This window comes from Mesorhizobium sp. C120A, from assembly GCF_030323105.1.
Taxonomy (GTDB): domain Bacteria; phylum Pseudomonadota; class Alphaproteobacteria; order Rhizobiales; family Rhizobiaceae; genus Mesorhizobium.
The window spans coordinates 2,905,480-2,930,805 of the sequence record NZ_CP100476.1 but is presented as its reverse complement, the minus strand read 5'-3'; the positions used below and the strand labels follow the sequence as shown (position 1 = coordinate 2,930,805).

Sequence of the window (25,326 nt, the reverse complement as noted above, 5' to 3'; positions counted from 1 at the left end):
GAGATCAGCTTCGTCAGCCAGCTTGGGTAAATCACGCCAGAAAATTCGTCAGGCTGAGTCGGTCGGTGTCGACTTCGAGAACCGGAGCGGAGCGGACATTGAGTCCGTGAGCACCGGCCTACGCCGGCCGTAGCCATAGCTGCCGCCACCACCTCATGAGTGCTTCGGCCGGCGAAGGCCGGAAGCGCAGAAGACGGCATCAAACGGCCAGCCTCACGGATTTAATGCCGGGATTTAGGCGCAGACGCGGTTGCGGCCTTGCCTCTTCGCCTCGTAGAGCTGGCGGTCGGCGCGGCGGTAGAATTCCTCGGCCGTTTCCTTCCGATCCCAGACGGCAAGACCGACGCTGGTGGTGATCTTGAGGCGGACATTGCCCGACAGCACCGACATGTTGGCAATCGCCTTGCGGATGCGTTCGGCGAACTTCCCCAACAACTCCGCGTCCATGTTGGGGGTGACAACGGCGAACTCTTCGCCGCCGAGCCGCGCCACCACGTCGTGATAGCGCGTCATGCCTTTGAGGCAATTGGCGACTGCCCTCAGCACCTCGTCGCCGACATCGTGGCCATGCGTGTCGTTGACCTGCTTGAAATGATCGAGGTCGAGGATCATCAGCCCGACGGGCTTTTCGATGCGGCGGAATTCCTCGAGATATTCCTTCAGCGCATCGTCGAAATAGCGCCGGTTCTGCATGCCGGTAAGGCCGTCGGTCAATGCCGCATGCTGCAGCGTTTCCGAGCGGGCGCTGAGCGAAACCGTCATGGCGCGCAGCTTGCCCTCTTCCGTCGCCTGCCTACGGATCAACGGGTAGATGAAGAACACGCCGAAGAACAGCGCTGTCGCCAGCAGCACCCCGGTGACAAACAGCAGCGTGTTGAGATAAGCGATCCTCTCGACCCGGGAAGTCGTATCGTGACCGACCGCGATGGACTGCAATTGACCATAGGCATAAAGCGTCACCAGGCCTGCGGCCAGGATCACGAAAATAAAGACGAAAAATGCGGATTCCGCCTTGTGGAAACGCATCTGCTCCCCGTTGGAAAAGTACCCCCCGGATCTATGGCATGCCGGCGCCTTACGGACGGTTAATCCAGACAACCGGAGCGGGAATGTTCATTCCTACTTCTGTTTCTTTAATTGTATTAGCAGCACGAAAATCAAATCACGGCTTGCAGGCCGTCGCCGGGCCGCAATCTCAGCCATTCCGGTCCCAGCTGATGGCGAAACCACGTCGTTTGCCGTTTGGCATATTGCCGCGTCGCTGCCTTGCAGCGCTCGATGGCCTGAGGAAAGCTGATGTCACCGGCCATGGCGGCCGAAAGTTCGCGAACGCCGATCGCCTTCATCGCCGGCAGCTCGGGATCGAGGCCAAGCGCCGCAAGCCGTTTGACCTCATCGAGCGCGCCGAGATCGAGCATGCGGTCGAACCTTGTTTCGATCCGCTCGACAAGGGCGGCGCGGTCCGGCTCGATAACGAAGAACCGAGCGCTGTCGCGGTCGATCAGCGGCCGGCCGCGTGCTGCCTGCCATTCGAGGATGGAGCGGCCGGATGCATCGAGCACCTCCAGCGCCCGCACGATGCGCTGGCCGTCGGTCGGCTTCAGCTGCATGGCGACCGCCGAATCCTCATGCATCAGGATGCGGTGCAGCTTGGCTGCGCCTTGCTCCTTTAACTCGTAGCGCCAGCGGTCGCGTACCTGCTGCGGAATGTCGGGCATTTCCGAAATGCCCTCGGCAAGTGCGCGAAAATAGAGCCCGGTGCCGCCGACGAAAATCACCGGACGTTCAAAGGCGGCGTCGTCGGGCTGTCGGGCGAGCGTGCCGTCATCGATCAGCTTCATCACGTCGCGCAGCCAGGCGCCGGTGGAATAGGCGGTGGAGGGATGCACATGGCCATAGAGAAAGTGCGGCGCGCGGCCGAGTTCGGCGGCGCTCGGCCGCGCCGTCAGCACATCGAGCACCGAATAGCCCTGCATGGAATCGGTGTTGACGATGACGCCGCCCTTGCGCTCGGCGAGATCGAGCGCCAGCGCCGACTTGCCGCTGGCTGTCGGCCCGGCTATCAGGATCGCGTTCTTCACGCGGCCCTCGCCCGCCTGCCCGCCCTCGCCTAGCTGCTTGGAAGTCTCGATGCCGCTCATTGCCACGCTTGTGTCCCACCCCCTCCGCCGCGCGATGTCGGCCTCGCTTGCGAATATCGCCTCACGGTCGGTCGGTGCAAGCGCTGTTCGCTGGCTGGGCCATGGCGTCGCCTGCGACCTGGTGCTGCCCGAGGGGGCAGAAGCCGCCGAGGCAAGTGCCGCCTTGCGCACAGCACTTGGCTCAGAGCCGGTCGACGTGATCGTTCAGCAGGCCGAAAGCCGCCGCAAGACAATCCTGCTTGCCGATATGGATTCAACCATGATCGACCAGGAATGCATCGACGAACTCGCCGACGAGATCGGCGTCAAGGACCGCGTTGCCGCCATCACGGCACGCTCGATGAACGGCGAGATCGCTTTCGAGCCGGCGCTGCGTGAACGCGTGGCGCTGCTGAAAGGCCTCGATGCCGCCGTCGTCGACCGCATCATCGCGAACCGCCTGACGCTGGCGTCGGGCGGCCGCGCTCTGGTGCAGACGATGCGCGCCAATGGCGCCTGGACGGCGCTTGTCTCCGGCGGCTTCGACGTCTTCACCAGCCGTGTCGCCGCCATGCTCGGCTTCGAGGAAAACCGTGCCAACCGCCTGATCGAGGAGAACGGGCGCTTTGCCGGCCTGGTCGCCGAGCCGATCCTCGGCCGCGCCGCCAAGGCCGATGCGCTGAACGATATCTCGGCCCGCCTCGGCCTGACGCCATTCGATGCGATTGCGGTCGGCGACGGCGCCAACGACCTCGACATGATCCGCCTGGCCGGCACCGGTGTCGCGCTCCACGCCAAGCCGGCCGTTGCTGGCGAAGCCAAGGTCCGCATCGACCATGGCGATCTCACCGCGCTGCTTTATCTCCAGGGCTACCGCCAGGAAGAGTTCGCCCAATGAAACCGATGCGCACCGAGCGCCTCATCCTGCGCAACTGGGAAGACCGCGATCGCGAACTCTTCCACCGCATCAATTCGGACGAGCGGGTGATGGAATTCTTTCCGTTCCGCCGCGACCGCGCCGAGACGGATGCCAAGATGGACGAGTTTCGGGGCTGGATCGCCGAGGACGGCTTTGGTTTTGCCGCCGCCGAGATCGCCGCGACTGGGGAATGCATCGGCTTCGTCGGTCTCTTAAAGACCGATCACGTGCCGTCCCTGCCTTCCGATACGATCGAGATCGGCTGGCGGTTGGCGCCGGAATTCTGGCGCAAGGGCTATGTCACGGAGGCCTCCGAAGCCTGGCTCGCCTTTGGCTTCGAAACGCTTGACCGCGACGAGATCGTCTCCTTCGCCGTCGCGGCCAACCGCCGCTCGACGGCCGTCATGGAGCGTCTTGGCATGAGCCCTGACCCGGCTCGCGATTTCGACCACCCATCCATCCCTGACAGCCACCCGCACCTCAAGCGGCATGTCCTCTACAAACTGTCGCGCACGGACTGGCAGGCACGAAAAAGGGCGGCTCGCTAGCCGCCCTTTCCCTGAAGACAATCGGTTATAGGGCTTTCCGGACTCAATCCATCCGGATCGTCACGAAGCGCAACTCGCCTGTCTTGGACGCCAGCATCAAGAGCGCATTCTTGCGGCCCTGCTCCTTCAGCGCGCCGATCCGGTCCATCACGTCCTTCGGGGTCGCGACCGATTCCTGGGCGATTTCGGTGATCACCTCGCCGGCCTGGATGCCGCGCTCGGCGGCGGCCGAATCCTTGGTGACGTCGGTGATGACGACGCCGGAGACGTCGGCCGCGATGCCGAATTTTTTCCGTGTGTCGTCATTGAGCTCGCCGACGGTCATGCCGAGCACCGAGGCCGTGGAGACCGCGGGCGCCTTGTCGCCGCCCTTGTCCTCATCGGTAGTGCCGTCCTCACCGGCGGCGACCTTCTCGCCGTCCTCAAGCCGGCCGAGCGTCACCTTCACCGTCTGCTCGACGCCCTTGCGCACGATGATCACGTCGACCGCCTTGCCAACCGGGCTTTCCGCCACGACGCGCGGCAGGTCGCGCATTTCATGGATGTCCTTGCCGTCGAACTTGATGATGACGTCGCCGGCGAGAATTGTGCCGTTGTCGACCGGTCCGCCCTTGATGACGCCGGCCACCAGCGCGCCCTTGGCGGTGGCCATGCCGAGGCTCTCGGCGATGTCGTCGGTCACCGGCTGGATGCGCACGCCGAGCCAGCCGCGACGGGTCTCGCCGAACTGGCGCAGCTGGTCCACGACGCCCGAGGCAAGCTGCGAGGGGATGGAGAAGCCGATGCCGATCGAGCCGCCCGACGGCGAGATGATCGCCGTGTTGATGCCGATAACCTCGCCCAGGCTGTTGAACAGCGGCCCGCCGGAATTGCCGCGGTTGATGGCGGCGTCGGTCTGGATGAAGTCGTCATAGGGGCCGGAATTGATGTCGCGGTTGCGGGCCGAGACGATGCCGACCGTCACCGTGCCGCCAAGGCCGAACGGATTGCCGATCGCCATCACCCAGTCGCCGACGCGCATCTTGTTGGAATCGCCGAATTTCACCGCCGTCAGCTTGTGGCCCTTCGGGTCGACCTTGAGCACCGCCACGTCGGTCTTGGTGTCGGTGCCGACCAGCGTCGCCTTCAGCGTCACGCCGTCGGAGAAATTCACCTCGATGTCATCTGCATCGGCGATGACGTGGTTGTTGGTGACGACAATGCCTTGCTCGGCGTCGACCACGAAGCCGGAGCCCAGTGACTGTACCTTTTGCGCGCCGCCATCCTTGTCGCCGCCACGGTTCTTGAAGAAGTCGTCGAAGAAATCCTGGAACGGCGAACCCTCGGGCAGCTGCGGCATCGGCACCGCGCCCGGACCTTCCGTGCCCTTCACGGTCTGCGAGGTCGAGATGTTGACCACCGCACCGAGCAGGCCTTCGGCGAGGTCGGCAACCGAAGCCGGTCCGTCCGCGGCCATCGTCGGCGTCACGAAAGCTGGAACGGCAAGCGCGCCGACCAGAAGTGCCGCAGCACCTGCGATGAACGTCCGCCGCGCCGCGCGCAGAAGGGTGTTGGATGTCATCGAAAGCCTCCCGGATTGCTGAAAAGAAAAGCGCTTCGGCAAAACGCCGCGTCGCGTCATGTTGGCAAGAAATACGGCACGTTTGCGGCTATGGCCACATCAGGAGGATAAATCCTCCGTCACACCTTAGAATGGTTCGCCGTTTCGCGGAAACGGCGAACCGTTCGATCCCTTTGCTTTTACGCAATTCCGGACGGAAAACCGCTCACACTTTCCTGGAATTGCAGATCAGCGGTCCTCAGCCACGCACCAACCAGACGATGCCGACGCCGATGGCGATCGCCACCAGCCCGACGATGCGCAGCGCAATTTCCGGCGTCGACATCACTTCGCCGGCAAGACGTTTGGCAAGGCCGGGAAAGCCGCCATAGACCAGACCCTCTACGACGAGGACCAGGCCTATGGCCGCAAGGAAATCCTGCACCGCCCTACTGGGCGGGTGCAGGTTGTGCAGCCGGCGCGGCAGGTGCCGTCGCCGGCGCGGCAGGTGCCGTCGCCGGAGCCGCAGGCGCCGCCAGCTTCGCGTCCGTCCCGTCCGGATTGCGGAAGAAGCGGAAGAACTCCGAGTTCGGCGACAGCACCATCGTCGTCCCGGAGTTGTCCAGCGCCGTGCCATAGGCATTCATCGACCGGTAGAAGTCGAAGAACGCCGGATCGCGTTTGTAGGCGTCGGCAAAGGTCGCGCTGCGCTGGGCTTCACCTTCACCACGCAGGATTTCCGATTCCTTGCGCGCTTCGGCGACGATTTCCACCACTTCGCGGTCGGCGCGGGCGGTGATGCGCTGCGCGGCCTCTTTGCCGCGTGCCCTCAGCCGTTCGGCCTCGGCCAAACGTTCGGCCTTCATGCGGTCGAAGGTCTGCTGCGAAACCTCGGCCGTCAGATCGGTTCGGCGGATGCGCACATCCTCGATCTGCAGGCCGAGCGAGGTGGCGTCGGGCCGAAGCTGATCGCGCACTTCGCGCATCATCACGGCCCGCTCTTCCGAAAGCGCCGCCTCGAAGTCGCGCAGACCGTAGACACGGCGCAGCGCCGCATCGAGACGCGTCCTCAGTCGTGCTTCGGCCAGTGTGATCTGGCCGGACACGGCTGAGCGGAACACGCGCGGATCCGAGATGCGGTACGCGATGAAAGCGTCGACCTCGTAGAACTTGCCGCCCGAAACCTGGACGCGGATGTTGTCGAGATCGAAGCGCAGCACCCTGTTTTCGATCAATTGCACGCTGTCGGCGTCGAAGAAGGCGAAAGGCGCCTTGAAATAGATGCCGGGTTCATTCTTGACGTCGACAATCTCGCCGAACCGCAGCACGAGTGCCTGCTGGCGCGCATTGACCACGAAGACCGAGGAGTAGAGCAGGAACAGAAGCACGGCCGCGATGACCGCGATGATGGGAAGACGATTGGCCATCACTGGGCTCCTCCCGTGGTCGCAGGCGGCGGCGCCTTCGGTTGCAATGCCGGCAGCGGCAGATAGGGAACGACCCCTTGCCCATTGCCCTGTTCGACGATCACCTTGTTGGAATCCTTCAGCACCTTCTCCATCGTTTCCAGATAAAGCCGCCGGCGCGTAACATCGGGCGCCTTGGCGTATTCGTCATAGACCGAGATGAAGCGCTGCGCCTCACCTTCGGCTTCCTGGACGACACGGTTCTTGTAGGCTGCCGCGTCCTCGCGGATCTGCGCCGCGGCGCCACGCGCCTGGCCAAGCTTCTGGTTGGAATACTGGTTGGCCTGCTCGACGAACTTGTCTTCGTCCTGCTCGGCGCGCTGCACTTCGTCGAACGCGTCGGCCACTTCACGCGGCGGCGCCGCGTCCTCGATCGAAACCGCGTTGACATTCAGGCCGGCCTTGTAGCCGTCCAGCGTCGTCTGAATGATTTCACGCACCGAGGCGGCAATGCCCTGACGGTCGTCGCGGAAGATGTCCTGGGCCGGTCGCCGGCCGACCGCTTCGCGCATGGCGCTCTCTGCGACCTGCTGCAGCATGCCTTCTGGGTCGGAGACGTCGAACAGATAGGCCCGCGGATCGGAGACCTGATAGGCCACCGAAAACTGGACGTTGACGATGTTCTGGTCGCCGGTAAGCATCAGCCCCGACGAGTTGCCGCTCGTCGCGCCGCCACCACCGATATCGACGAGTTGTTCGGCGATGTTGGCCGTCTCGACGGTTTCGACCGGCCACCAATGGAAATGCAGACCCGGCTGCGACAGCTCCGCCTTCGGCTTGCCGAAGCGCAGCTCGACCGCAACCTCGTCCGGCTGCACGGTGTAGACCGCCTTGAACGCCCACAGCACGATCAGAGCCGCTGCGATCAGCGCAAAGACGGCCGGGCTGGCGCCGCCGCCACCGGGCAGCGCGCGCCGCAGCCGGTCCTGGCCGCGGCGGATGATGTCTTCGAGATCGGGAGGTGACCCCGGCGGGCCGCTAGGCCCCTTCGGTCCCTGCCCCCAGGGTCCCTGATTGTTGCCGCCGCCGCCCCATGGGCCGCCGCCGCCGCTCTTGTCGTTCCAGGGCATGAATGTCCTTTCGCTTGGAATTCCCTCGGCGCCGGCGTTGCGGCGCAAAATCCAGTTGTTCTTCTATAGGGATGCCGCGATGCGCTTTCAACGCGATCCGCTGCCGAGCATGTCCGTTTTGGACGTTCGCGACCCTTTTATCGTCTCAATGCACGCCGCGGCGTCGCTCGTAAACCGAATAGCGCGTCGCATGGCTGTCCTTTTCACCGGCCGGAACGTCCTGAGCGCTGACAAGGCGCCACAAATCCGGATCCATGTCGGGAAAATGCGCGTCGCCATCGACCGCCGCCAGCACATGGGTGACGTGCAGCCGGTCTGCCAGCGGCAGCGCCTGCGCATAGATCTCGCCGCCGCCGATGATGCAGATTTCGTCGACGCCGGCCATGCAACGCCCGCGCACCGTGGCCAGCTGGATCGCTGCCTCCAGCGAGTGCGCCACCTCTATGCCCTCGGCGCGCCAGGCCTTGTCGCGGGTCACCACGATGTTCAATCGGCCCGGCAGCGGCCTGCCGATGCCTTCATAAGTCTTGCGGCCCATGATGACGGGCTTGCCCATCGTATCGGCCTTGAAGCGCTTGAGATCGGTGAACAGCCGCCACGGCAAGCCGCCGTCGCGCCCGATGACGCCGTTCTGCGCAATGGCGACATAGATCGCGACGTCCATCAGTTGGCTCCCCCGGCGCCGTCATCCGACGGCTCCAAAAGCAATATGTCGATGTTGTGCTCGGGATAGAGATCCTGCGCCGCCGTCTCGAAGGTCGTCGGCCCGACCTTCTTGACATTGTCGCCGCAAAACGAGATCAGCGCTTTCGGATTGCCCTTGTCGACGGTCAGCTTGAACTTGCCGATGCTGCCATTGGCCCAGTTGCCGCCGGTGGTCAGGATATAGGCTATGCGGTTCTCGTAAAAATGCGGATAACCGTCGGCCTTGGCGGCCTGCCGCACCGCATTCTCGAAGCTGTCGTCCATGCAGTAGCGGGTCTTGTAGGTCGTGTACTGGCTGCCCTCGGTGAACTTGCCGTCATAGAAGAAACTCACCGATGACGTGCCGCCGACGCTCGGTTTGTAGCGGTGCGAGACGTGGACATCCTTGTTGGCCGGAAATATCGCGCGCCACCAATAGGTTGAGCGCAACTGCCACCACGGCGTATAGACCTTGTTCGCCTCGGTACCGTCGCTGCCCGTATCCTCGATGATGATGCCGCGGTTTTCCCAATCCTCGGCGACCGTTTTCGGCAGCTTCGCCAGGGCCGCCTTGGCCGCATCGCCGAACGGATTGAACGGCACGTTCTGCGCCTTCAGATCGGCGCCGATATCGATGCCGACAGCGAACACTTTCTGCTCGAGCTGCGGCTTTGCCGGCGCTCCGTCGATCGTCACCTCGAAGCCAAGGAAATTGTCGCTCTGGTTTTCCGGGATGGCCGGCATTTCCTCCGGATTGCCTTCGATGTCCGGCAGCGGAAAAGCGACGATGGCATTTACATCCTTGTCGGTGTTGTTGTGGAAGACGTAGTCGACCGTGATCTTTTCCGGCGAGATATAGAGGTCCTCGCTTTGCATCGACACCGCGTCGCTACGCGACAGGATCAGGCCACCTGTGCCGAGTTCGGCGGTCGTATCATTGGCCAGCGCGGGCACGGCTAAAAGCGCCAGCGCTACGGACAGAACATATTGCAACATCGAAGCCCCTCGCCAAGAATGCCGCGACCCTAGCCGTTTCAATGTGGCGTTTCAAAGCCTTCCGTCTCCCAGCAGGACGCCACAGTGTCTGGACACGCCAATCGGCGGTCTGGACTAACAGGTTTCGATCGGGCAGGAGTTCGCGTCATGCGCAAGCTTCTCGTCATCGGCATCGGCGCCGGCAATCCCGACCATATGACCGTGCAGGCCATATCAGGCCTAAACCGGGCGGACGTCCTGTTTATCCCCGACAAGGGGGCGAAGAAGAACGACCTTGCCGAATTGCGCCGCCATATCTGCGACCGTTTCGTCAGCAATCCGAAATCGCGCCGCGTCGAGTTCGACGTGCCGGTGCGCGCCGAGCCGGCGCCTTCCTATCGCTCGACCGTCGATGACTGGCACGAGGCCATCGCCCAGATTTATGAGAGCCTGGTCCGCGACGACCTTGCCGAGGACGGCTGCGGCGCCTTCCTGATCTGGGGCGACCCCTCGCTCTATGACAGCGCGCTGCGCATCCTCGCGCGCGTACGACTGAGGGGCAATGTCGCATTCGAACTGGAGGTCATTCCCGGCATCACCGCCGTCCAGGCGCTAGCCGCCGGCCACAAGATGGCGCTGAACCGCATCGGCGACCCCGTGCTGATCACCACCGGCCGCCGCCTCGCCGAACAAGGCATGCCGCACAATGCCGGCAGCGCCGTGGTCATGCTCGACGGCAAATGCGCCTTCAACACGCTGGCAGACAAGGATCTGATCATCCATTGGGGCGCCTATCTCGGCACACCGGACGAGATCATCGTTTCCGGTCGCCTGGGTGATGTCGGCGAGGAGATTGAGAGGACGAGAGAAGAAGCCCGGAAAAGAAAGGGCTGGATCATGGACACCTATCTGCTGCGTAAAGCAGGAGAGCCCGAGGAATAGCGCGCTCAAAGGTCGAGTTCCTTCGCGCCCCCCTCTGTCCTGCCGGACATCTCCCCCTCTAGTGGGGAGATTGGCCGTCACGGAGGATTTCGCCAATCGCCTAACAGATTAGCGCCCGTCTACGGGCTAGCTGATCTCCCCCTGCGGGGGAGATGTCCGGCAGGGACAGAGGGGGGTGTGACGGATCGCAAGCTTCAACCCTCACCCAGCATCAATCTCCGCCTGCAAGGCGTCCATATGCGTGGCCGCCGCTGCCGCCGCAGCGCGCTCGATAGCGCGAAAACGGCTGACAACTGCAAGGCCAACTGAGGTCAGCTGTGCGCCGCCGCCCTTTTTGCCGCCGGTCTGCGCCGCGACCAGTGGCTTGCCGAACACACGGTTCATATCTTCCACCAGATCCCAGGCGTGCTTGTAGGACATCTCCATGCCGCGTGCCGCAGCCGAGATCGAGCCGAAAGTGGCGATCTGCTCCAGCAATTCGATCTTGCCCGGACCTATGCGCCCGTCCGGATCGAGATTTATCCGCAGGCTCAGCGACGGCATCTCTTGTCCTCCACAGTCACACTAGCCCCTCTCGACCCATAGCGCTATTCCAAAACGATATAGCGGCTATCAGCCATCCGCTTCGGCCGGCAGCCCGGCGCCGGTGTTGGCACGGTCGAAACTGACCGTCTTGATCACCGCGAACACCTTGCCGCCGAGATGAAGTTTCAGCACCTGCCTGGATTGTTCGGTAATGCGGGCAAGCACGGTTGCGCCATTGCAGTCGATGCCGATTTCGACCGTCGGACCCTCGCCCGGACCGATTGCGACGATGGTGCCCGGCAGGATGTTGAGCGCACTGAGACCTTTCGGCAGTTCGGTGGCGATCATCACGTCGCGGGCGCGGATGCGGATGCGCACAGGCGCGCCGACCGAGACCGCCAGAAGCGGCACCCGGATTTCGCCCGCCGCCGAGCCGAGCACGGTCATCCCGAAGATCTCATCATGGCGCAGCACCTTGGTGTCGAGCACCGCGCCGCCCTCGCCGCGTTCCTCCGCCGTCAGCAATTCGAGCCGTTGCATGATCGCGCCGGTCGGGCCTGAGGCAGCGACCTTGCCTTGCGCCATCACCACCACGTCGCTGGCCAGCCGCGCCACCTCGGCGACGGAGTGGCTGACATATACGATGGGCAGCTTGGTCTCGTCGCGCAGCCGCTCGATATAGGGCAGGATCTCGGCTTTGCGCGCATCGTCGAGCGAGGCCAGCGGCTCGTCCATCAACAGCAGTTTCGGGCTGGCAAGCAGCGCCCGGCCGATCGCCACGCGCTGCTTCTCGCCGCCCGAGAGCTTTGCCGGTCGCCGGTCGAGCAGAGGACCGATGCCGAGCAGTTCGACGACCGCGTCGATATCCGCATAGCGCTCCGCCGGTGGCGTGAACCAGCGGCCATAGCGCAGATTGCCGGCCACGCTCATATGCGGAAACAGCCGCGCGTCCTGGAACACCATGCCGATCCGGCGCTTGTGCTTCGGCACGAAAATGCCGGCATCGGTGTCGACCAGCACACAGCCGTCGACCGCGATACGGCCCTTGGTCGGCCGGATCAGGCCGGCGATCACGTTGATCAGCGTCGTCTTGCCGGAGCCCGATGGCCCGAACAGCGCCGTCAGCCGCCCGGCGCTTTCGAAACGCGCGTCGACGGCGAAACCGCCGAGCCGATGGCTGATGTCCACCAGCACGCTCATTCGATGTCCATCCGCCGGCCGACGCGCCGCGCCAGCACTTCCGAGGCGACCAATGCGGCCATCGAGATGACGATGGAGATCAGCGTCAGCCTGAGCGCCCCGTCATCGCCGCCAGGCACCTGCGTGAAGGTGTAGATCGCCGAAGGCAGCGTCTGCGTCTCGTTGGGAATGTTGGAGACGAAGGTGATGGTGGCGCCGAACTCGCCCATCGCCTTGGCGAAGGACAGGATCGAGCCGGCGATCAGCCCGGGCAGGATCAGCGGCAGCGTGATGGTGGCGAAGACCCAGAGCGGGTTGGCGCCGAGCGTTCCCGCCGCTGCCTCCATTTTGCGGTCGACCGCCTCGATCGACAGCCGGATCGCCCGCACCATCAGGGGAAAGCCCATGATACCGCAGGCCAGTGCGGCGCCGGTCCAGCGAAACGAGAAGACGATGCCGAAATGCTCGGCCAGGAACGCTCCCGCCGGCCCGCGCCGGCCGAAGGTAAGCAGCAAGAGATAACCTGTCACCACCGGCGGCAGGATCAACGGCAGGTGAACCACACCGTTGAGCAGCGTCTTGCCCCAGAATTTTCCACGGGCCAGCAAAAGCGCCATCAAGATGCCCGGCGGCAGGCTGAACAGCATCGCCACCGTCGCCACCTTGATCGACAGCCGGACCGCATTCCATTCGTCGGGAGTGAGGTCCAGCAGCCAGTTCATGCGTCAGCCGCTACCTTAATTGCTCGGCGTGAGCACGGTGAAACCCTGATCCCTAAACAGCTCCACCGCCTTGGCGGACTGCAGGCACTTCAGGAAAGCCGGGGTATCCTTGTCCTTCGAATCGGTGGTCTGGGCAACCGGATAGATGATCGGCGGGTGCGAATCCTCCGGGAAGGTGCCGACCACCTTGACTCCCTTGTCGGCATGCGCGTCGGTGGCATAGACGATGCCGAGCGCGGCCTCGCCCGTTGAAACCAGCTTCAGCGCGGCGCGCACATTCTCGGCCTGCGCCACCTTGCCTTCGACCGACGACCAGACGCCGAGCGATTCAAGTGCCGCCTTGCCATACTTGCCGGCCGGCACCGCCTTGACGTCGCCCATGGCGAGCTTGCCGTCGCTGATCAGCTTGGCGAGGTCGAAGCCTTTCTCGATCCTGGTTTCGACCTTGGAATCCTTCGGCGCCACCAGCACGATCTGGTTGCCGAGCAGTTTCACCTCGGTGTCCGGCTTGGTCAGTTTCTTGTCGGAGAGATATTTCATCCAGTCGAGGTCGGCCGAGATGAACACATCGGCGGGCGCCCCGAGTTCGATCTGCTTGGCCAGGGCCGAGCTCGCGGCGTAGGAGACGGTCGCCGCTTCACCGACATCGGCTTCGCAGGCCTTGGTGACGGCGTCGAGCCCGTCCTTGAGGCTGGCTGCGGCAAACACGATCACCTTGTCTCCCGCGTGAGCCGCCGGCATCGCGGCCATCAGAGCTGCGGCAAAGCCGCCAATCGCGATTGCCCTCATACCAAAACCTTTGTGCCCCAACATGAAAACTCTCCCTGGGCTTGAAATCTGCTGGCTCGACTCCTGCCGACCGATATATCTGGATGAATATAACAAGGGAAGGCCGCCTCCTGCGAAAGCGTATGTTCGGCATCGATTGTTCTGGTTTGGACGTGCACCGAAACCCGGAAAGGAACTCCGATGAAGATCAGCGCCCGCAACATCCTCAAGGGAACGATCGTCGAGATCGTCAAAGCACCTCGCCTGTCCGCGGTGATGTCGCCGGCTCCGTCGTCACGCTTCGATCACCAACGAGGCCGTTGCCGATCTCAAGCTCGAAAAAGGCAAGCAGCCTATGCCATGATCAAGGCAACCGACGTCATGGTCGACATCGATTGAGGGTCGGAATTGATTGACGGTGGACGGATCAGACCGCGATCGGCGCCTTGATCGAAGCGTCGGCAAAATAGTTTTCCAGCCGGAAATCCTCGAAGCGGAAGGCGAACAGGTCCTTCACCTCCGGATTGATCCACAGCGTCGGCAGCGCCTTGGGTGTGCGCCGCAATTGCTCGCGCGCCTGCTCGAAATGGTTGGAATAGAGATGCGCATCGCCCAGCGTATGGACGAACTCGCCGGGCTTCAGCCCGGTCACCTGCGCCACCATCAGGGTCAGCAGCGCGTAGGAAGCGATGTTGAAGGGTACGCCGAGAAAAATGTCGGCCGAGCGCTGGTAGAGCTGGCAGGACAGCTTGCCGTCCGAGACGTAGAACTGGAACAGGCAGTGGCAGGGCGGCAGCGCCATCGCCTCCACTTCGGCCGGGTTCCACGCCGAAACGATCAGCCGGCGTGAATTCGGATTCCTGCGTATCTCCTTCAGAACATTGGCAATCTGGTCGATCGACCCGCCATGGCCATCCGGCCAGGAGCGCCACTGCTTGCCATAGACCGGGCCGAGATCGCCATTCTCGTCGGCCCATTCGTCCCAGATCGAAACGCCATGATCTCTAAGGTATTTGATGTTGGTGTCGCCGGCCAGGAACCACAGGAGTTCATGGATGATCGACTTCAGATGCAGCTTCTTGGTGGTGGTGACGGGAAAGCCGCGCGACAGGTCGAAGCGCATCTGGTACCCGAACACCCCACGCGTGCCGGTGCCCGTGCGGTCGCCACGGTCGGCGCCATTGTCCAGCACATGCTGCAAAAGGTCGAGATACTGGCGCATCGGCTTCGCCTCGATTCGGGGTTACCGCCATCATAACCGACTGGCCGCCGGCCGAACACAGCAAAAGGACCAGAACGCGGCTTGCCCCATCACTCTTCAAGGGTTAGCGCTGCCCCTCACCTGCCTGCCGGCATCCTCTCCCCGTATAAGGACGGGGAGAGGGGCGCTGTGATCAGCGGTTTCGCCAATCACAAGCGTTCGAGAGAGAGAGCCAAGGCTGCGGTCAGCCCTTTCTCCCCGTCACTATACGGGGAGAAATGCCCGGCAGGGCAATGAGGGGCGGTGCTGACCTCCGGTGAGGAGCAAAATCAAACGCGCGCTCTGCCTATCGGCAATAATCTCTACAAAGAGCCGAGCTTGCCCAGATCCTTGGCGACCAGATAGTAGAAAGTCACGCGGCTCTTGGAGCTGTCGGCGGCCAACGCCTTGCAGGTCTTCTCGATCGCTGAGTCGGCTTTCGCCCCGTCGGTCACGCCAAGTTTCTTGGCAACCCAGTTGGTCTTGACGCGCTCCAATTCCTTGGGGTCGGTGCAGGATACCAGCGAGGAATCGCGGTTGCGCAGCGCGATGCCCAGATGTTTCACAATCTTGGCAACCACATCGGCATTTGCGGCGGCGTCGTATTTCTTCACGTCTGCGAGATAATCGGCCATCAAATTTCCCCATGTCGGCGCCACGGGATCCGATCGATGAGGGCTGTGGCGCGCTGCCGCAACTTGTGCGCTCGGTCGATACTCCTCACCATCGCAAAGCTTCGGTTGAGACCGCCCGCGAGTCAACCCTCGGCGCCGCAGTTTGGTGCGGCCAAGAAGTGTCATTGCGGCCTTTCATTTTGTGCGCCCGCCCCCTATATTCGTTTTGTCGGCTTGACCGACTATGGCGATAAATGGGCGATGTAATAAGCCGTTCGGACCCGGGGGCGGTACCCGGCGCCTCCACCAAGAACCGTTCTGTGATCAGAGCGGCTGTTGCTGGGGGCGAAATAGGATCGACGAAGGTGTAAAGATCGTACTTTTGCCCGGCATGGTACCACCGTCATCGGGCTAAACCTGTAGTTGCAAATGACAACTATGCGGAAGCACGTCTCGCCGCGTAAGCGGTGCGATAGCTTCAAATCAAGCCCTAGAGGTTCGCACTTCTAGGCGGGGTTCGGAGGTACCTGGCAACAGAAACCTCCACTTCTCCCCTCCTCGATATCGTAGGCTCAATGCCGGCTGCCGCTGGCCGGATTTCGCATGACGATGGGCGGCGAAGCCTACACCAAATTGAGCCATGAGCTGGTGCAATTTGCCGCTGGCGTCGGTCGAAGGCCGTGGTTCTGGCCGGGGCCGGATTACCCCAGACGTGAAAAAGGCCGGGATGACCCGGCCTTTCCGGTCGATTGCGGTCAGCTTACTCGGCCGGCGCTTCAACGGCTTCGCGCGAGCGGCCAAGCGTCAGTTTGGCCAGCGTGAACGAGATCACCGCGCAGAGCGTGATGCCGGCCACCATGGGCAGCGGGGTGCCGTCGAAGAAGATGCCGGCGACGCCCATCGCCAGCGCACCGATGGCGAAGTGCAGGGTGCCCATCAGCGCCGAGGCCGTGCCGGCGATCTCGCCATGCTCTTCCATGGCCAGCACCGACGTCGTCGGGATGACCAGGCCGAGGAAGCCGTAGCCGACGAACAGCAGTGCCGCCATAACATCGAGCCGGTCGACGCCGGTCGCCATGACTGCGAACAGCACAACCATCGTCGTGGCATAGCCGGTTACCGCCACCCAGACGACGCGCTTCAGCCCGAAGCGCTCCGACAGCATCCCCGTCAGTTGCGACATGCCGATGAAGGCCACCGCATTGATCGAGAAGAACACGCTGTAGACGGAAGGCGACAGCCCGTAATGGTCGATCAGGATGAAGGACGAACTCGAGAGGTATACGAAGAAGCTGGCGATGCCGAAGCCGGCGATCGCCACCAGGCCGAGGAAATTGCGGTCACCCATGAGGAAGCGATAGCCGGCGAGTGCGGTTCCGAAGGAGGAACCGACGCGTTCTTCCGCCGGCCGCGTCTCCTTCAGCGAGGTCGCCAGCAGAATGGTGGCCAGAAGGGCCGCGCCCGTCACCGTCCAGAACACGGCGCGCCAGCCAAAATTCTCGATGATCTGGCTGCCGGTCAGCGGCGCCAGGATCGGCGACACCGAAAACACCAGCATCAGCAGCGACATCAGCTTGGCGGCTTCGGTGCCGGTGTGCAGGTCGCGCACGATGGCGCGCGGCACCGCCATGCCGGCGCTGGCGCCCAGCCCCTGCAGGAAGCGGAAGGCGATCAGCCATTCGATGGTCGGGCTCATGGCCGAACCGATACCGCCGACCATGAACAGCGCAAGGCCGCCGTAAAGCGGCAGCTTGCGGCCGACCATGTCGGAGATCGGTCCGACGACGATCTGGCCGAAGCCCATCGACAGGAAGAAGATCAAAAGGCTCATCTGAACGGCGGCGGTGCCGGCATGCAGATCCTCGCCGATCGAAGGCAACGCCGGCAGATACATGTCGATGGCGAAGGGGCCGATAGCGGACAACAGGCCGAGCACGACCGCGATGCGGAGGAATTTGGGACTCATGATAAAGGCTTCTTTCAAGTCTGGTTGGCGCCGCCAACGCGACGACTAACCCTAGGACGTTCCATCCCGTTGAAATCCGACGGCTCAGAGCGAGATTATTCGTCTCTACGGAGCGAATTCACCATTTTTTGTGTCCACAAATTTAGACAGCCTTGTCTAATTCGTCAATCACCTCTATATAGATTTCTATGAAGCTTGCCGTTTCTCCTGACATTTTCCCGCCACGCGGCCACGAGGCCAAGCGTATGTCGATTATCGATGCGGCGGCTTCGGTCTTTTGCCGGGAAGGCTTTGCCGGCGCCAATATCGACCTGATCGCGGTGGAGGCCGGCGTGTCGCGCCAGACCATCTATAATCACCACCGCGACAAGGAAAAGCTCTTCATGGCTGTGGTGCGCGATCTGACGGAGCGCTGCAATGCCGGCATCTTCGCCACCTTCGCCTCTTTCCCAGACCAGCCGAAGGATCTGGAAGCCGACCTGATCGGCTTTGCCGTGCGCATGAATCAGAACTGCATCTGCAACCGCGACGGACGCTTCCTGCGCAAGCTGATCCAGACCGAAGGCGAGCGCTATCCCGAGCTCTTCGCCGAATGGCGCGACCAGGGGCCGGGCCGGACCTGGCCGGCACTTGCCGCCCGTTTTGCCCGCCTCGCCCATGCCGGCCATCTCGCGGTCGACGATCCCGATGTCGCCGCACGCCAGTTCCTGGCGCTAGCCAACGCCGAACTGCAGACCACCTTCATGCTCGGCGGCATGCCGTCGGAAGATGAAGTGCTGCAATCCGCGACCCACGGCGTGCGCACATTCCTGCGCGCCTTCGGCAAGCGCAGATCAGCGGCAGCGGTGGAAAAACAGCTGGCCAGCGCCTGAACGCCAAAGCAGGCGATCAAATCGTCCGTTACGGGCTTCGCTTCGGCGCATCAGCGATCTATATCCGGTTTACGCCGCGCTCAAGCTTGATTACAGCTATGCGGACGATTCAACGGAACCCGACCAGCACATGGCCGACGACCACATCCGCTACGACATCCTGGCCCAGGAGGCATTGCGCGGCGTCATGCGCAAGGTCCTGGCCGAAGTCGCGCGCACCGGCCTTCCCGGCAATCATCATTTCTTCATCACATTCCTGACCGGCGCGCCGGGCGTGCGGGTGTCCTCCAGGCTGCGCGAGCGCTATCCCGAACAGATGACCATCGTCATCCAGTTCCAGTATTGGGACCTCAAGGTGACCGATACCGGCTTCGAGGTCGGGCTGTCCTTCTCCGACGTGCCGGAGAAGCTGGAAATCCCGTTCTCGGCCGTACGCGGCTTCTACGACCCATCGGTCAATTTCGAACTCGAATTCGACGTCAAGACCGACGTCCCGGCGGAAGACGATGCAGCCGCCCAGCCGGCTGCCGAGCCTTTGGCTATCGTCTCCGAGAAAAAGCCGAAGGCCGAGAAGAAGGCAGCTGCCACTGAGGCGGAGAAAAAGCCCGCCGTGGCCGATGCCGCCGCCGGCAAGGGCGCCGACGTCGTGTCGCTCGACGCCTTCCGCAAGAAGTAGCGGGACGGTCGGCGCGACATGGGCGAAATCGTCAACCTTCGCCAGGTCCGCAAGCAGAAGGCGCGCACCGAAAAGGAAAAGCTCGCCGGCGAGAACCGCGCTCTGCACGGCCGTTGCAAAGCCGAAAGAACTCGTGACCGTCTGACATCGGACAAGGCCGAAAAATTCGTCGCCGGCCACCGCCGCGAACGCCCGGAAGACCAGGGCGATTGATGGACCGCCTGCGGTGAGCCCGGTCGAAAAACGCTCCGTGACCATCCGCGGCCATCGCACCAGCTATTCCCTCGAAAAACCCTTTTATGACGATCTCGTCGCCATCGCCGCCGCGCGCAAGCTGACCCTTGCTGCCCTGGTCGCGGAGATCGACGAGACAAGACCGCGCGATGCCAATCTGTCCTCGGCGCTCAGGCTCCACGTGCTGGACTGGGCCAAGCGCGACGCCGTCTGAATGGTTCTTAATTGCCCAGCGACTTCAGCAAATTGTCGACCGAGAACGGATTTGTCCTGGGCTTCGGCGGCGCCGGGGCCGAACCGTCACTGACGCCGGGAAGTGAGCGGTCGACCTTCGGCGCCTGCTCCTGAGCCTTGCGCTCGGCCTCCAGCCTGGCTTTTTCCTGCGAAGCGATCCGAGCCTGTTCGGCCTTCTTCCGTTCGTCCTCGGCCTTGGCGGCGTCTTCGGCAGCCTGCTCTTCGGCCTGCGCTTTCGCGTCCGCATCCGCCTTGGCCTTGGCGTCAGCCTCTGCCTGCGCTTTCGCATCGGCATCGGCCTTTGCTTTGGCATCCGCCTTGGCCTTGGCATCCGCTTCGGCCTGTGCCTTCGCATCTGCCTGCACTTTCGCCTTGGCGTCGGCCTCGGCTTTGAGCCGTGCCGCTTCCTCCTGCTTGCGCAATTCCTCGGCGGCGTTGTCGCGCTCGGTCTGCAAGGCGGCGTAATAGCGCACCTCGCGCCGCAGCCGCTGCTTCTCGAGCAGTGCGGCCTGCATCGCCTCGACCCGCTGCTGCTCCTTTTCCAGCGCGCGCTGGGTCAAAAATTGCGCCAGCGGCTCGCTGTCGAACTGCTTTTTCAGCGCCCCGAACGGCCCATCGACGCTGAAATTGACCGTCGGATCGGAGCCGACCAGCGCCTCGTCGCCAGGCTTGTAGGTGACCGCGCCCTTGGTGGCGACGGTGCCGGTGTTGAGGTCGGCCGTGATGTCGGCAGACAGCGTCGCCGCCTGGTTTTCGAATTTGATCGGTGGTGCCCGCAACGTGCCGCCGGCGACCGTGAAGGCCATGTCGGTATCGCCGGCAGCAAAGCTGCCGTCGCCAGCGATCTCAGGTGCAAAGCCCGCAGTCTTGGCCACGTCGATGTCGCGCCCGATCGCATCGGCCTTGGCAATCAACGCGCCGAAGGCATCGGGATTGACGCCGGCAATGGTGAGGCCTTTCAGCGCCGCCGTGCCCGAGCCGGAGAGTGCGGCAATCATCGCGTCGACCGATTTGCCGCTGGTCGACAGCCCTGTCGAGAAGTCGCCGCTGCCACTCAAGCCGGCAGCCGGCAGCACGGTCGCCAGGTCAGCGCCGGCAAGCCTCATCTGGCCGGAGAACAGCCCCGTGCCGTCCGTGTTCTTCAACTCGAACAATCCGGTGAGCGCGCCGCCGAGCAGTTTTGCCTTCAGGTCCGAAACGCGGATGCCTTCCTGGTCGAGTTTCAACGACAGCGACGCATCATAGGCTGTCGCCAGCGGTCCGGCGGCAAGAGTCGCCGTCGTCAGATCGAGATCGGCGCTGAACGGCAGGCTGGATTTCTGGCTGAATGGCGCCGTCGGCCAGTTCGCGTTGCTGCTGAGGAACGACTGGTCACCGAACAGCGCAACCGCAATCGGGTCGAGGTCCAGTTCGTCGAGCGCCAGCGCACCGGCAAAATGCGGCAGCCCCTGCTTCGCATCGATGTTGACGTCGCCCGAAATCTCCGACTCGTTGATGGATCCGCTGAGACCGCTCAACACCAGCAGGCCATTGCCGAAATCGGCATCCGCGCTGAGCGAGGTCGAGGTGCCCGTGCCCATTCCCGGCAGGCCGGCGCCGGTGGTCATCAGCCACGGCTCTATATCGGAGGCGTCGAGGCCGATCTTGCCCTTGGCGGTGGCGCCTTGCGGTGTCTGAGCAACGGTGCCGTCGAACGTCGCCCTGAAGTCGTCGGCGGCGAAATTGAAGCTCGTCGCCAGGCCGCCGCCAAACGTGCCTTTGGCCGAAATATCGGTGCTTGCCTGGCCGAGCATGCCGAGCGGCAGCGCCGGCAGGCCGTAGAGCGCCAGCAGCACGGTGGCGTCGGGATTTTTGGCGTTGAAGGTCAGCGTCACCGGCGCGTCGAGCAACTGGCCGACGGCACCCTTGCCCGACAGCGACGCCGAAAAGGCCGAACCGCCGGCCTTGCCTTGTCCGCTCACCGCCAGCCCGGTCGTGCCGTCGCCATTGTCGGCGGCGCTCGCCACCAGATCGACGCGCGCGTCCTGGAACAGTTCAGGATAGGCGGCCGTGCGGCCAGCCAGTCCCTTCAGCATCAGATTGTCGGGATAGTGTTGCGCGGCAATGTCGATCAGCGGCTTCAGATCGACGGCGACCACCGAGGCATCGAGCTTGCCGGTCGGGCTTGCCGGAAAATCCTTGATCCGGCCGGTGGCGCTGATCGAGGCGCCGGCAAGGCCGCCAATCGACAGCCGGTCGATTTCGAGCAGCCCGTCGCGGAGCCGGAGCGCGGTATCGACCGTGTCGGCGGTGAGCCCGCCAGCATTGACCGGCCCTGCCTTGATCTGAAAATCGAGGTCACGGTCGGAAAAGCGGTTGGCGCCCTTGTCGCTGACGAAGATCGAGGCGAAGGCCGTCAGCCCGTCGACATCGAGTTCGCCGCCCTCGAGCCGCATCAGCACCGAGGACTTGGCGTCGTCGGGCTGGCTGGAATCGATGCGGCCGGTGAACTTCGACTTGCCGAGGATCAGTTCGAGATCGCTGAACGCCTGGCGCTTCTCCGACAGGTCCACCTTGGCCTTGAAGCCGGCGGCCGGCAGCCGGCGGATCGCCTCGTCGACATCTTTGGACAACCAGGCAGCAAAGCCGGAAGGCTGCGCCACCGCCAGCAGCATGGAGCCGCTGAAACCGAAATGATCTTCGACGCTGAGCATGCCGCTGGCTTCCAGCGTCGTGCGCCCGGGCAAGGTCGCGGCCAGCGATTTCACCGACCAGCCGCCCTCGACCGGCTCGGCCGAGAGATGCACGTCGCGCACCGTGGTGTCGCCAGCCACCACCGCCGGCAGCTTGACCTCGACAGTGCCGGGGATGCTCGGCTTCGGCAGTTCGAGCAGCGCCTGCTCGATTCCGGCAATGCGCTGGTCCAGCGTCAGGCCGGCGCCCTTCTCAGCGCCCACCGCTTCATCCAGTTGCACCTGCGCGCCATTGGCCTCGATGGCGAAGTTCGGCCTAAGGCCGAGATCGACCGAAGCCTTGCCGTCGGCTGTGTAGGGATTGTCGAGCGGCCCGGTCTCGAAGCGGAATTCGTCGACGCCAAGCTTCTGGTGGTCGAGCGAGAACTTGCCGTTCAGCCGGAAGCCCGGATCGGGTTTGCCGGCGCTGATTTTGACGCTCTCGCCATCGCTGCCGCGCAGTTCGGCGCTGTTTTTGTCGTTGCCGGAAATCTTGAACTGGCCGGAATAGACGGCAGCCCCATTGACGATGCCTGCATTGCCGTCGGTTTCGATGACCAGTGGATAGGCATCGGGATCGACCTTGAGCCTCAGCCGCATCTGGCCGCTGCCTTCGGCCTTGCCGGTCGAAGCCGCAACCGTCGAACGCAGGCCATCGAGCAGCAACGTTCCGTCCATGCGCCACGGCCCGGCCAGCGACTTGGCAGAGATGGTCGAATTGATCTCGGAAATCAGATGGCTGCGCCCGCCTGCGGCATGGCGGAGCGCAATTTCTCCCTCCGTCACCGTCAGCTTCTCGATCGAGATCTGGTTGAGGTCGAAGGGCGAGGACGGCCGTATCGCCCAGTCGACCGTGCCGTTATCGGCGATGTCGATCGTCGCCTTCGGATGCACCAGCCGCATATCGAAAATCAGCACTTCGCCGCGCAGGAACGGCGCCAGTTCCGCGTCCATCGAAAAGGTCTCGACGGTCATTGCCTGCTGGCCGCCGGGGCCGCCGGCGACCGTGACGTTTGAGAAGGTCACCGAGGGGAACGGCAACAGCCGCGCCGTGGCGTCGCCTTGCACCGTCACCTTGCGGCCGAGAATGGCGCTCGCCTCGCGCTCGAATTGGGCGCGGTACCCGGTCCAATCGACAAAATACGGCACCACCAGCGCCGCTACCAGCACCAGCACAAACAAGCCACCGAAGATCACGAACAGGCGTGCGAGCATCAGCTCCGAACGGGTTGATTGAAAGTCAGCCGCACTCTACCCGCATCAGCGTGTCGATAAAGAGGCAATTCATCCAGAGTTGCTTGATCTCTGATGTATCTGGAAGAGCAGAGATTTTTGGACGCCTTTGACCGCAGTCCGGCCTGTGCGTAAGAGACTATCCTGCCATGGCCCGTCGGCGATATTCGTTCAGCAGCACCACCATCTCCTCGGGGGACAATGTCCAGCCCTGGGGTAATGCGGCTTCGGCGCCCAGGCTTTTGGTCACGCTGCCCATGACGGAGCTTTTCTTGACCCCCGGTGCGAAATTGTACCCGATCATATCGCCGATTCTGCGCCGGCGATGGACGACGAAGAAGCTTTCGATATTCTTCCAGGGGACCAGCTTGGGCGATCGAACAAGGCCTCCGCCGAGACTGAAACCTTGTCCGTTCAGCACCAGAATCTGCGGCCGCACAAGCTGCCAGGCAAACACCAACGCGACCAGCCCGAAAAAGGCCACGCACCACCAAAGGCCGGCGGTGTCGCCGTCCTCGGAGACATAAATCAGGAAAGCGCAGGCCAGGACAAAGAAGAGGCTGGCCGACAGCAGTAACAGTGTCTTGCCAAGCGATGCCCTTATAATCAGGGTATCCATTGCCGCTCCTCACATTTCGGCTATGCAGGTAATATCTTGCCTGGGTTCATGATGTCTTGCGGGTCGAGCGCTTTTTTTATGGAGCGCATGATGTTGACACCATGGCCGAGCTCATGGCGCAGGAAGCCGATCTTGCCCTGGCCGATGCCGTGTTCGCCGGTGCAGGTGCCGTCCATGGCGATCGCCCGCATGTTCAGCCGCGAGACGAATTTCTCCGCCAGCGCGATCTCTTTGGGGTCGTTGACATCCATCAGCACCAGCACATGGAAATTGCCGTCGCCGGCATGGCCGACGATCGGCGCAACCAGGCCCATCTCGGCAATGTCGGCCTCGGTTTCGGCAACGCATTCGGCCAGCCGCGAGATCGGCACGCAGACATCGGTCGACAGGCCCTTGGTGCCCGGCCGCAGCGTCAGCGACGCCCAATAAGCATCGTGCCTGGCCTTCCAGAGTTTCGTGCGCTCCTCGGCGACGCTCGTCCACAGGAATGGCCCGCCGCCATTGTCTTCAGCAATGGCACCGAAGGTCTCGGCCTGTTCGGCGACGCCGGCATCGCTGCCGTGGAACTCGACGAACAGGCACGGGCTCTCGGGATAATCGAGCTTCGAGTAATTCTTCATCGCCCGCATCTGCAGTCCATTGACCAGTTCGATGCGCGCCACCGGAATGCCCATCTGGATGGTCGCGATGACCGCGTTGCAGGCCGCCTCGAGGTTTGGAAACGGGCAGACGCCGCCGGAGATCGCCTGCGGAATGCCTTGCAGCTTCAAGGTCAGCGAGGTGATGATGCCGAGCGTGCCTTCCGAGCCGACCAGAAGCCGCGTCAGATCGTAGCCGGCCGAACTCTTTTTCGCCCGCTTGCCGGTCGTCACCGTCTCGCCATCGGCCATGACGGCCGTCAGCGACAGCACGTTTTCACGCATCGTGCCGTAGCGCACCGCATTGGTGCCGGAGGCCCGCGTTGCCGCCATGCCGCCGAGCGAAGCATTGGCGCCGGGATCGATGGGGAAGAACAGGCCGGTATCGCGCAGGTGCCGATTCAAATCCTCGCGCGTTACGCCAGGCTCGACCGTGCAGTCGAGATCCTCGGGGTTGACCGACAGGATGCGGTTCATGCGCGAGGTGTCGACCGAGATGCCGCCACCCGGCGCGTTGGTGTGGCCCTCCAGCGAGGAACCGACGCCGAAGGCGATGACCGGCACGCGGTGCGCGGCGCAGGCACGTACGATCTCCTGCACCTCTTCTGTCGTCTCCGGGAACGCGACACCGTCAGGCGCCTGCGTCGGAATATAGGTGGTGGTATGCGCATGCTGCGAGCGGATCGCCGCGCCTGTCTGGAAGCGTTCGCCGAGCTGCTGCTTGAGAATGCCGAGCACGGCGGCGATGCCTTCCTCGTTGCGTTCGACCGGATTGAGGTCGCTCAGAGCCATGAATTCCTCCGCGAATGGACCAGCGTCCACGCTTGTTAT

25 protein-coding genes, 1 other RNA gene and 1 pseudogene are annotated in these 25,326 nt (G+C 63.3%); 9 read left to right on the top strand and 18 right to left on the bottom strand.

What is annotated here, in order from left to right; all coding sequences use genetic code 11:
• Positions 1 to 234: 234 nt before the first annotated feature.
• A complete protein-coding gene (locus NL532_RS14155) occupies positions 235 to 1,026 on the bottom strand; it encodes a GGDEF domain-containing protein (protein WP_023690907.1) in 792 nt (263 codons plus the stop codon).
• A gap of 131 nt (positions 1,027 to 1,157) precedes the next feature.
• Complete coding sequence (miaA, locus tag NL532_RS14150) at positions 1,158 to 2,141, bottom strand: tRNA (adenosine(37)-N6)-dimethylallyltransferase MiaA (protein ID WP_023705523.1); 984 nt, start codon at positions 2,139 to 2,141, stop codon at positions 1,158 to 1,160.
• On the opposite strand from miaA, the gene serB reads away from it, so the two are divergent.
• Both serB and NL532_RS14140 read left to right on the top strand, forming a co-directional pair.
• Positions 2,131 to 3,018 carry a phosphoserine phosphatase SerB gene (gene serB, locus NL532_RS14145; RefSeq protein ID WP_023829269.1) on the top strand — a complete coding sequence of 296 codons (888 nt, stop codon included), beginning with the start codon at positions 2,131 to 2,133 and terminating at the stop codon, positions 3,016 to 3,018. The two genes, miaA and serB, sit on opposite strands and share 11 nt — an antisense overlap.
• The gene (locus tag NL532_RS14140; RefSeq protein WP_023744631.1) at positions 3,015 to 3,587 is read left to right on the top strand and encodes a GNAT family N-acetyltransferase; all 573 of its coding nucleotides are present in this window, start codon (positions 3,015 to 3,017) and stop codon (positions 3,585 to 3,587) included. The genes serB and NL532_RS14140 overlap by 4 nt, the downstream gene beginning before the upstream one ends.
• Before the next feature lie 43 nt (positions 3,588 to 3,630).
• Here NL532_RS14140 and NL532_RS14135 read toward each other — a convergent pair whose 3' ends face one another.
• From NL532_RS14135 to NL532_RS14110, 6 genes are all read right to left on the bottom strand, one after another.
• The gene (locus NL532_RS14135) at positions 3,631 to 5,148 is read right to left on the bottom strand and encodes a DegQ family serine endoprotease (RefSeq protein ID WP_023668334.1); all 1,518 of its coding nucleotides are present in this window, start codon (positions 5,146 to 5,148) and stop codon (positions 3,631 to 3,633) included.
• A gap of 238 nt (positions 5,149 to 5,386) precedes the next feature.
• Positions 5,387 to 5,572, bottom strand: a complete 186-nt coding sequence (locus tag NL532_RS14130) for a DUF2065 domain-containing protein (RefSeq protein ID WP_023829260.1) — start codon at positions 5,570 to 5,572, stop codon at positions 5,387 to 5,389.
• A 4-nt stretch (positions 5,573 to 5,576) separates the two neighbouring features.
• Positions 5,577 to 6,554, bottom strand: coding sequence for a protease modulator HflC (gene hflC, locus NL532_RS14125; protein WP_023735946.1), 978 nt, complete (start codon positions 6,552 to 6,554; stop codon positions 5,577 to 5,579).
• Positions 6,554 to 7,663, bottom strand: a complete 1,110-nt coding sequence (hflK, locus tag NL532_RS14120) for an FtsH protease activity modulator HflK (RefSeq protein WP_023682090.1) — start codon at positions 7,661 to 7,663, stop codon at positions 6,554 to 6,556. The genes hflC and hflK overlap by 1 nt, the downstream gene beginning before the upstream one ends.
• 145 nt (positions 7,664 to 7,808) lie before the next feature.
• Complete coding sequence (locus NL532_RS14115) at positions 7,809 to 8,327, bottom strand: dihydrofolate reductase (protein WP_023714744.1); 519 nt, start codon at positions 8,325 to 8,327, stop codon at positions 7,809 to 7,811.
• Positions 8,327 to 9,343 (bottom strand): DUF4424 domain-containing protein, encoded by a 1,017-nt coding sequence (locus NL532_RS14110; protein WP_023714745.1) that lies wholly within the window; start codon positions 9,341 to 9,343, stop codon positions 8,327 to 8,329. Before NL532_RS14110 ends, NL532_RS14115 begins: the two co-directional genes overlap by 1 nt.
• Before the next feature lie 147 nt (positions 9,344 to 9,490).
• Here NL532_RS14110 and cobF point away from each other — a divergent pair, with 147 nt between their 5' ends.
• Positions 9,491 to 10,264: a precorrin-6A synthase (deacetylating) gene (gene cobF / locus NL532_RS14105; RefSeq protein WP_023682093.1), complete on the top strand. Its 774-nt coding sequence runs from the start codon at positions 9,491 to 9,493 to the stop codon at positions 10,262 to 10,264.
• A gap of 201 nt (positions 10,265 to 10,465) precedes the next feature.
• Here the strand turns inward: cobF and NL532_RS14100 are convergent, their stop codons facing one another.
• From NL532_RS14100 to modA, 4 genes are all read right to left on the bottom strand, one after another.
• Positions 10,466 to 10,807: a winged helix-turn-helix domain-containing protein gene (locus tag NL532_RS14100; RefSeq protein ID WP_023667411.1), complete on the bottom strand. Its 342-nt coding sequence runs from the start codon at positions 10,805 to 10,807 to the stop codon at positions 10,466 to 10,468.
• A 69-nt stretch (positions 10,808 to 10,876) separates the two neighbouring features.
• Positions 10,877 to 11,989: a molybdenum ABC transporter ATP-binding protein gene (gene modC / locus NL532_RS14095; RefSeq protein ID WP_023735949.1), complete on the bottom strand. Its 1,113-nt coding sequence runs from the start codon at positions 11,987 to 11,989 to the stop codon at positions 10,877 to 10,879.
• Positions 11,986 to 12,690 (bottom strand): molybdate ABC transporter permease subunit, encoded by a 705-nt coding sequence (modB, locus tag NL532_RS14090; RefSeq protein WP_023682096.1) that lies wholly within the window; start codon positions 12,688 to 12,690, stop codon positions 11,986 to 11,988. Before modB ends, modC begins: the two co-directional genes overlap by 4 nt.
• 15 nt (positions 12,691 to 12,705) lie before the next feature.
• A complete protein-coding gene (modA, locus tag NL532_RS14085; protein ID WP_155923826.1) occupies positions 12,706 to 13,500 on the bottom strand; it encodes a molybdate ABC transporter substrate-binding protein in 795 nt (264 codons plus the stop codon).
• Between the two features lie 159 nt (positions 13,501 to 13,659).
• On the opposite strand from modA, the pseudogene NL532_RS14080 reads away from it, so the two are divergent.
• Positions 13,660 to 13,857, top strand: a pseudogene (locus NL532_RS14080) (TOBE domain-containing protein).
• A gap of 28 nt (positions 13,858 to 13,885) precedes the next feature.
• Here NL532_RS14080 and NL532_RS14075 read toward each other — a convergent pair.
• On the bottom strand, positions 13,886 to 14,680 hold the full coding sequence (locus tag NL532_RS14075; protein WP_023688064.1) for a thymidylate synthase: 795 nt from the start codon (positions 14,678 to 14,680) through the stop codon (positions 13,886 to 13,888).
• 341 nt (positions 14,681 to 15,021) lie between these two features.
• A complete protein-coding gene (locus tag NL532_RS14070) occupies positions 15,022 to 15,333 on the bottom strand; it encodes a DUF2853 family protein (protein WP_023668323.1) in 312 nt (103 codons plus the stop codon).
• Positions 15,334 to 15,501: 168 nt separating this feature from the next.
• Here NL532_RS14070 and ssrA point away from each other — a divergent pair.
• Positions 15,502 to 15,860: a transfer-messenger RNA gene (gene ssrA, locus NL532_RS14065) on the top strand.
• 212 nt (positions 15,861 to 16,072) lie between these two features.
• Here the strand turns inward: ssrA and NL532_RS14060 are convergent.
• Positions 16,073 to 17,278 carry a multidrug effflux MFS transporter gene (locus NL532_RS14060; protein ID WP_023682099.1) on the bottom strand — a complete coding sequence of 402 codons (1,206 nt, stop codon included), beginning with the start codon at positions 17,276 to 17,278 and terminating at the stop codon, positions 16,073 to 16,075.
• A 188-nt stretch (positions 17,279 to 17,466) separates the two neighbouring features.
• On the opposite strand from NL532_RS14060, the gene NL532_RS14055 reads away from it, so the two are divergent.
• The 4 genes from NL532_RS14055 (at position 17,467) to NL532_RS14040 (ending at position 19,274) form a co-directional block, all read left to right on the top strand.
• A complete protein-coding gene (locus tag NL532_RS14055) occupies positions 17,467 to 18,150 on the top strand; it encodes a TetR/AcrR family transcriptional regulator (protein ID WP_023668320.1) in 684 nt (227 codons plus the stop codon).
• Positions 18,151 to 18,280: 130 nt separating this feature from the next.
• Positions 18,281 to 18,826: an SspB family protein gene (locus NL532_RS14050; RefSeq protein WP_023667419.1), complete on the top strand. Its 546-nt coding sequence runs from the start codon at positions 18,281 to 18,283 to the stop codon at positions 18,824 to 18,826.
• Positions 18,827 to 18,844: 18 nt separating this feature from the next.
• Positions 18,845 to 19,039, top strand: coding sequence for a DUF4169 family protein (locus NL532_RS14045; RefSeq protein ID WP_023712464.1), 195 nt, complete (start codon positions 18,845 to 18,847; stop codon positions 19,037 to 19,039).
• A 13-nt stretch (positions 19,040 to 19,052) separates the two neighbouring features.
• Entirely contained in the window at positions 19,053 to 19,274 is a 222-nt protein-coding gene (locus tag NL532_RS14040) for a ribbon-helix-helix domain-containing protein (RefSeq protein ID WP_023712463.1), read from the top strand.
• A gap of 7 nt (positions 19,275 to 19,281) precedes the next feature.
• Here the strand turns inward: NL532_RS14040 and NL532_RS14035 are convergent, their stop codons facing one another.
• From NL532_RS14035 to NL532_RS14025, 3 genes are all read right to left on the bottom strand, one after another.
• A complete protein-coding gene (locus NL532_RS14035) occupies positions 19,282 to 23,220 on the bottom strand; it encodes an AsmA family protein (RefSeq protein ID WP_023829259.1) in 3,939 nt (1,312 codons plus the stop codon).
• Between the two features lie 157 nt (positions 23,221 to 23,377).
• Positions 23,378 to 23,857, bottom strand: a complete 480-nt coding sequence (locus tag NL532_RS14030; RefSeq protein ID WP_023815557.1) for a hypothetical protein — start codon at positions 23,855 to 23,857, stop codon at positions 23,378 to 23,380.
• A gap of 20 nt (positions 23,858 to 23,877) precedes the next feature.
• Complete coding sequence (locus tag NL532_RS14025) at positions 23,878 to 25,287, bottom strand: FAD-binding oxidoreductase (RefSeq protein ID WP_023823150.1); 1,410 nt, start codon at positions 25,285 to 25,287, stop codon at positions 23,878 to 23,880.
• Positions 25,288 to 25,326 lie beyond the last annotated feature (39 nt).

Bases quoted from the DNA above. Each gene is read 5' to 3' on its own strand.
- NL532_RS14155 (WP_023690907.1), bottom strand. From the start codon at position 1,026: ATGCGTTTCCACAAGGCGGAATCCGCATTTTTCGTCTTTATTTTCGTG.
- serB (WP_023829269.1), top strand. From the start codon at position 2,131: ATGCCGCTCATTGCCACGCTTGTGTCCCACCCCCTCCGCCGCGCGATG.
- miaA (WP_023705523.1), bottom strand. From the start codon at position 2,141: ATGAGCGGCATCGAGACTTCCAAGCAGCTAGGCGAGGGCGGGCAGGCG.
- NL532_RS14140 (WP_023744631.1), top strand. From the start codon at position 3,015: ATGAAACCGATGCGCACCGAGCGCCTCATCCTGCGCAACTGGGAAGAC.
- NL532_RS14135 (WP_023668334.1), bottom strand. From the start codon at position 5,148: ATGACATCCAACACCCTTCTGCGCGCGGCGCGGCGGACGTTCATCGCA.
- hflC (WP_023735946.1), bottom strand. From the start codon at position 6,554: ATGGCCAATCGTCTTCCCATCATCGCGGTCATCGCGGCCGTGCTTCTG.
- hflK (WP_023682090.1), bottom strand. From the start codon at position 7,663: ATGCCCTGGAACGACAAGAGCGGCGGCGGCGGCCCATGGGGCGGCGGC.
- NL532_RS14115 (WP_023714744.1), bottom strand. From the start codon at position 8,327: ATGGACGTCGCGATCTATGTCGCCATTGCGCAGAACGGCGTCATCGGG.
- NL532_RS14110 (WP_023714745.1), bottom strand. From the start codon at position 9,343: ATGTTGCAATATGTTCTGTCCGTAGCGCTGGCGCTTTTAGCCGTGCCC.
- cobF (WP_023682093.1), top strand. From the start codon at position 9,491: ATGCGCAAGCTTCTCGTCATCGGCATCGGCGCCGGCAATCCCGACCAT.
- NL532_RS14100 (WP_023667411.1), bottom strand. From the start codon at position 10,807: ATGCCGTCGCTGAGCCTGCGGATAAATCTCGATCCGGACGGGCGCATA.
- modC (WP_023735949.1), bottom strand. From the start codon at position 11,989: ATGAGCGTGCTGGTGGACATCAGCCATCGGCTCGGCGGTTTCGCCGTC.
- modB (WP_023682096.1), bottom strand. From the start codon at position 12,690: ATGAACTGGCTGCTGGACCTCACTCCCGACGAATGGAATGCGGTCCGG.
- NL532_RS14075 (WP_023688064.1), bottom strand. From the start codon at position 14,680: ATGCGCCAGTATCTCGACCTTTTGCAGCATGTGCTGGACAATGGCGCC.
- NL532_RS14070 (WP_023668323.1), bottom strand. From the start codon at position 15,333: ATGGCCGATTATCTCGCAGACGTGAAGAAATACGACGCCGCCGCAAAT.
- NL532_RS14060 (WP_023682099.1), bottom strand. From the start codon at position 17,278: ATGAGTCCCAAATTCCTCCGCATCGCGGTCGTGCTCGGCCTGTTGTCC.
- NL532_RS14055 (WP_023668320.1), top strand. From the start codon at position 17,467: ATGAAGCTTGCCGTTTCTCCTGACATTTTCCCGCCACGCGGCCACGAG.
- NL532_RS14050 (WP_023667419.1), top strand. From the start codon at position 18,281: ATGGCCGACGACCACATCCGCTACGACATCCTGGCCCAGGAGGCATTG.
- NL532_RS14045 (WP_023712464.1), top strand. From the start codon at position 18,845: ATGGGCGAAATCGTCAACCTTCGCCAGGTCCGCAAGCAGAAGGCGCGC.
- NL532_RS14035 (WP_023829259.1), bottom strand. From the start codon at position 23,220: ATGCTCGCACGCCTGTTCGTGATCTTCGGTGGCTTGTTTGTGCTGGTG.
- NL532_RS14030 (WP_023815557.1), bottom strand. From the start codon at position 23,857: ATGGATACCCTGATTATAAGGGCATCGCTTGGCAAGACACTGTTACTG.
- NL532_RS14025 (WP_023823150.1), bottom strand. From the start codon at position 25,287: ATGGCTCTGAGCGACCTCAATCCGGTCGAACGCAACGAGGAAGGCATC.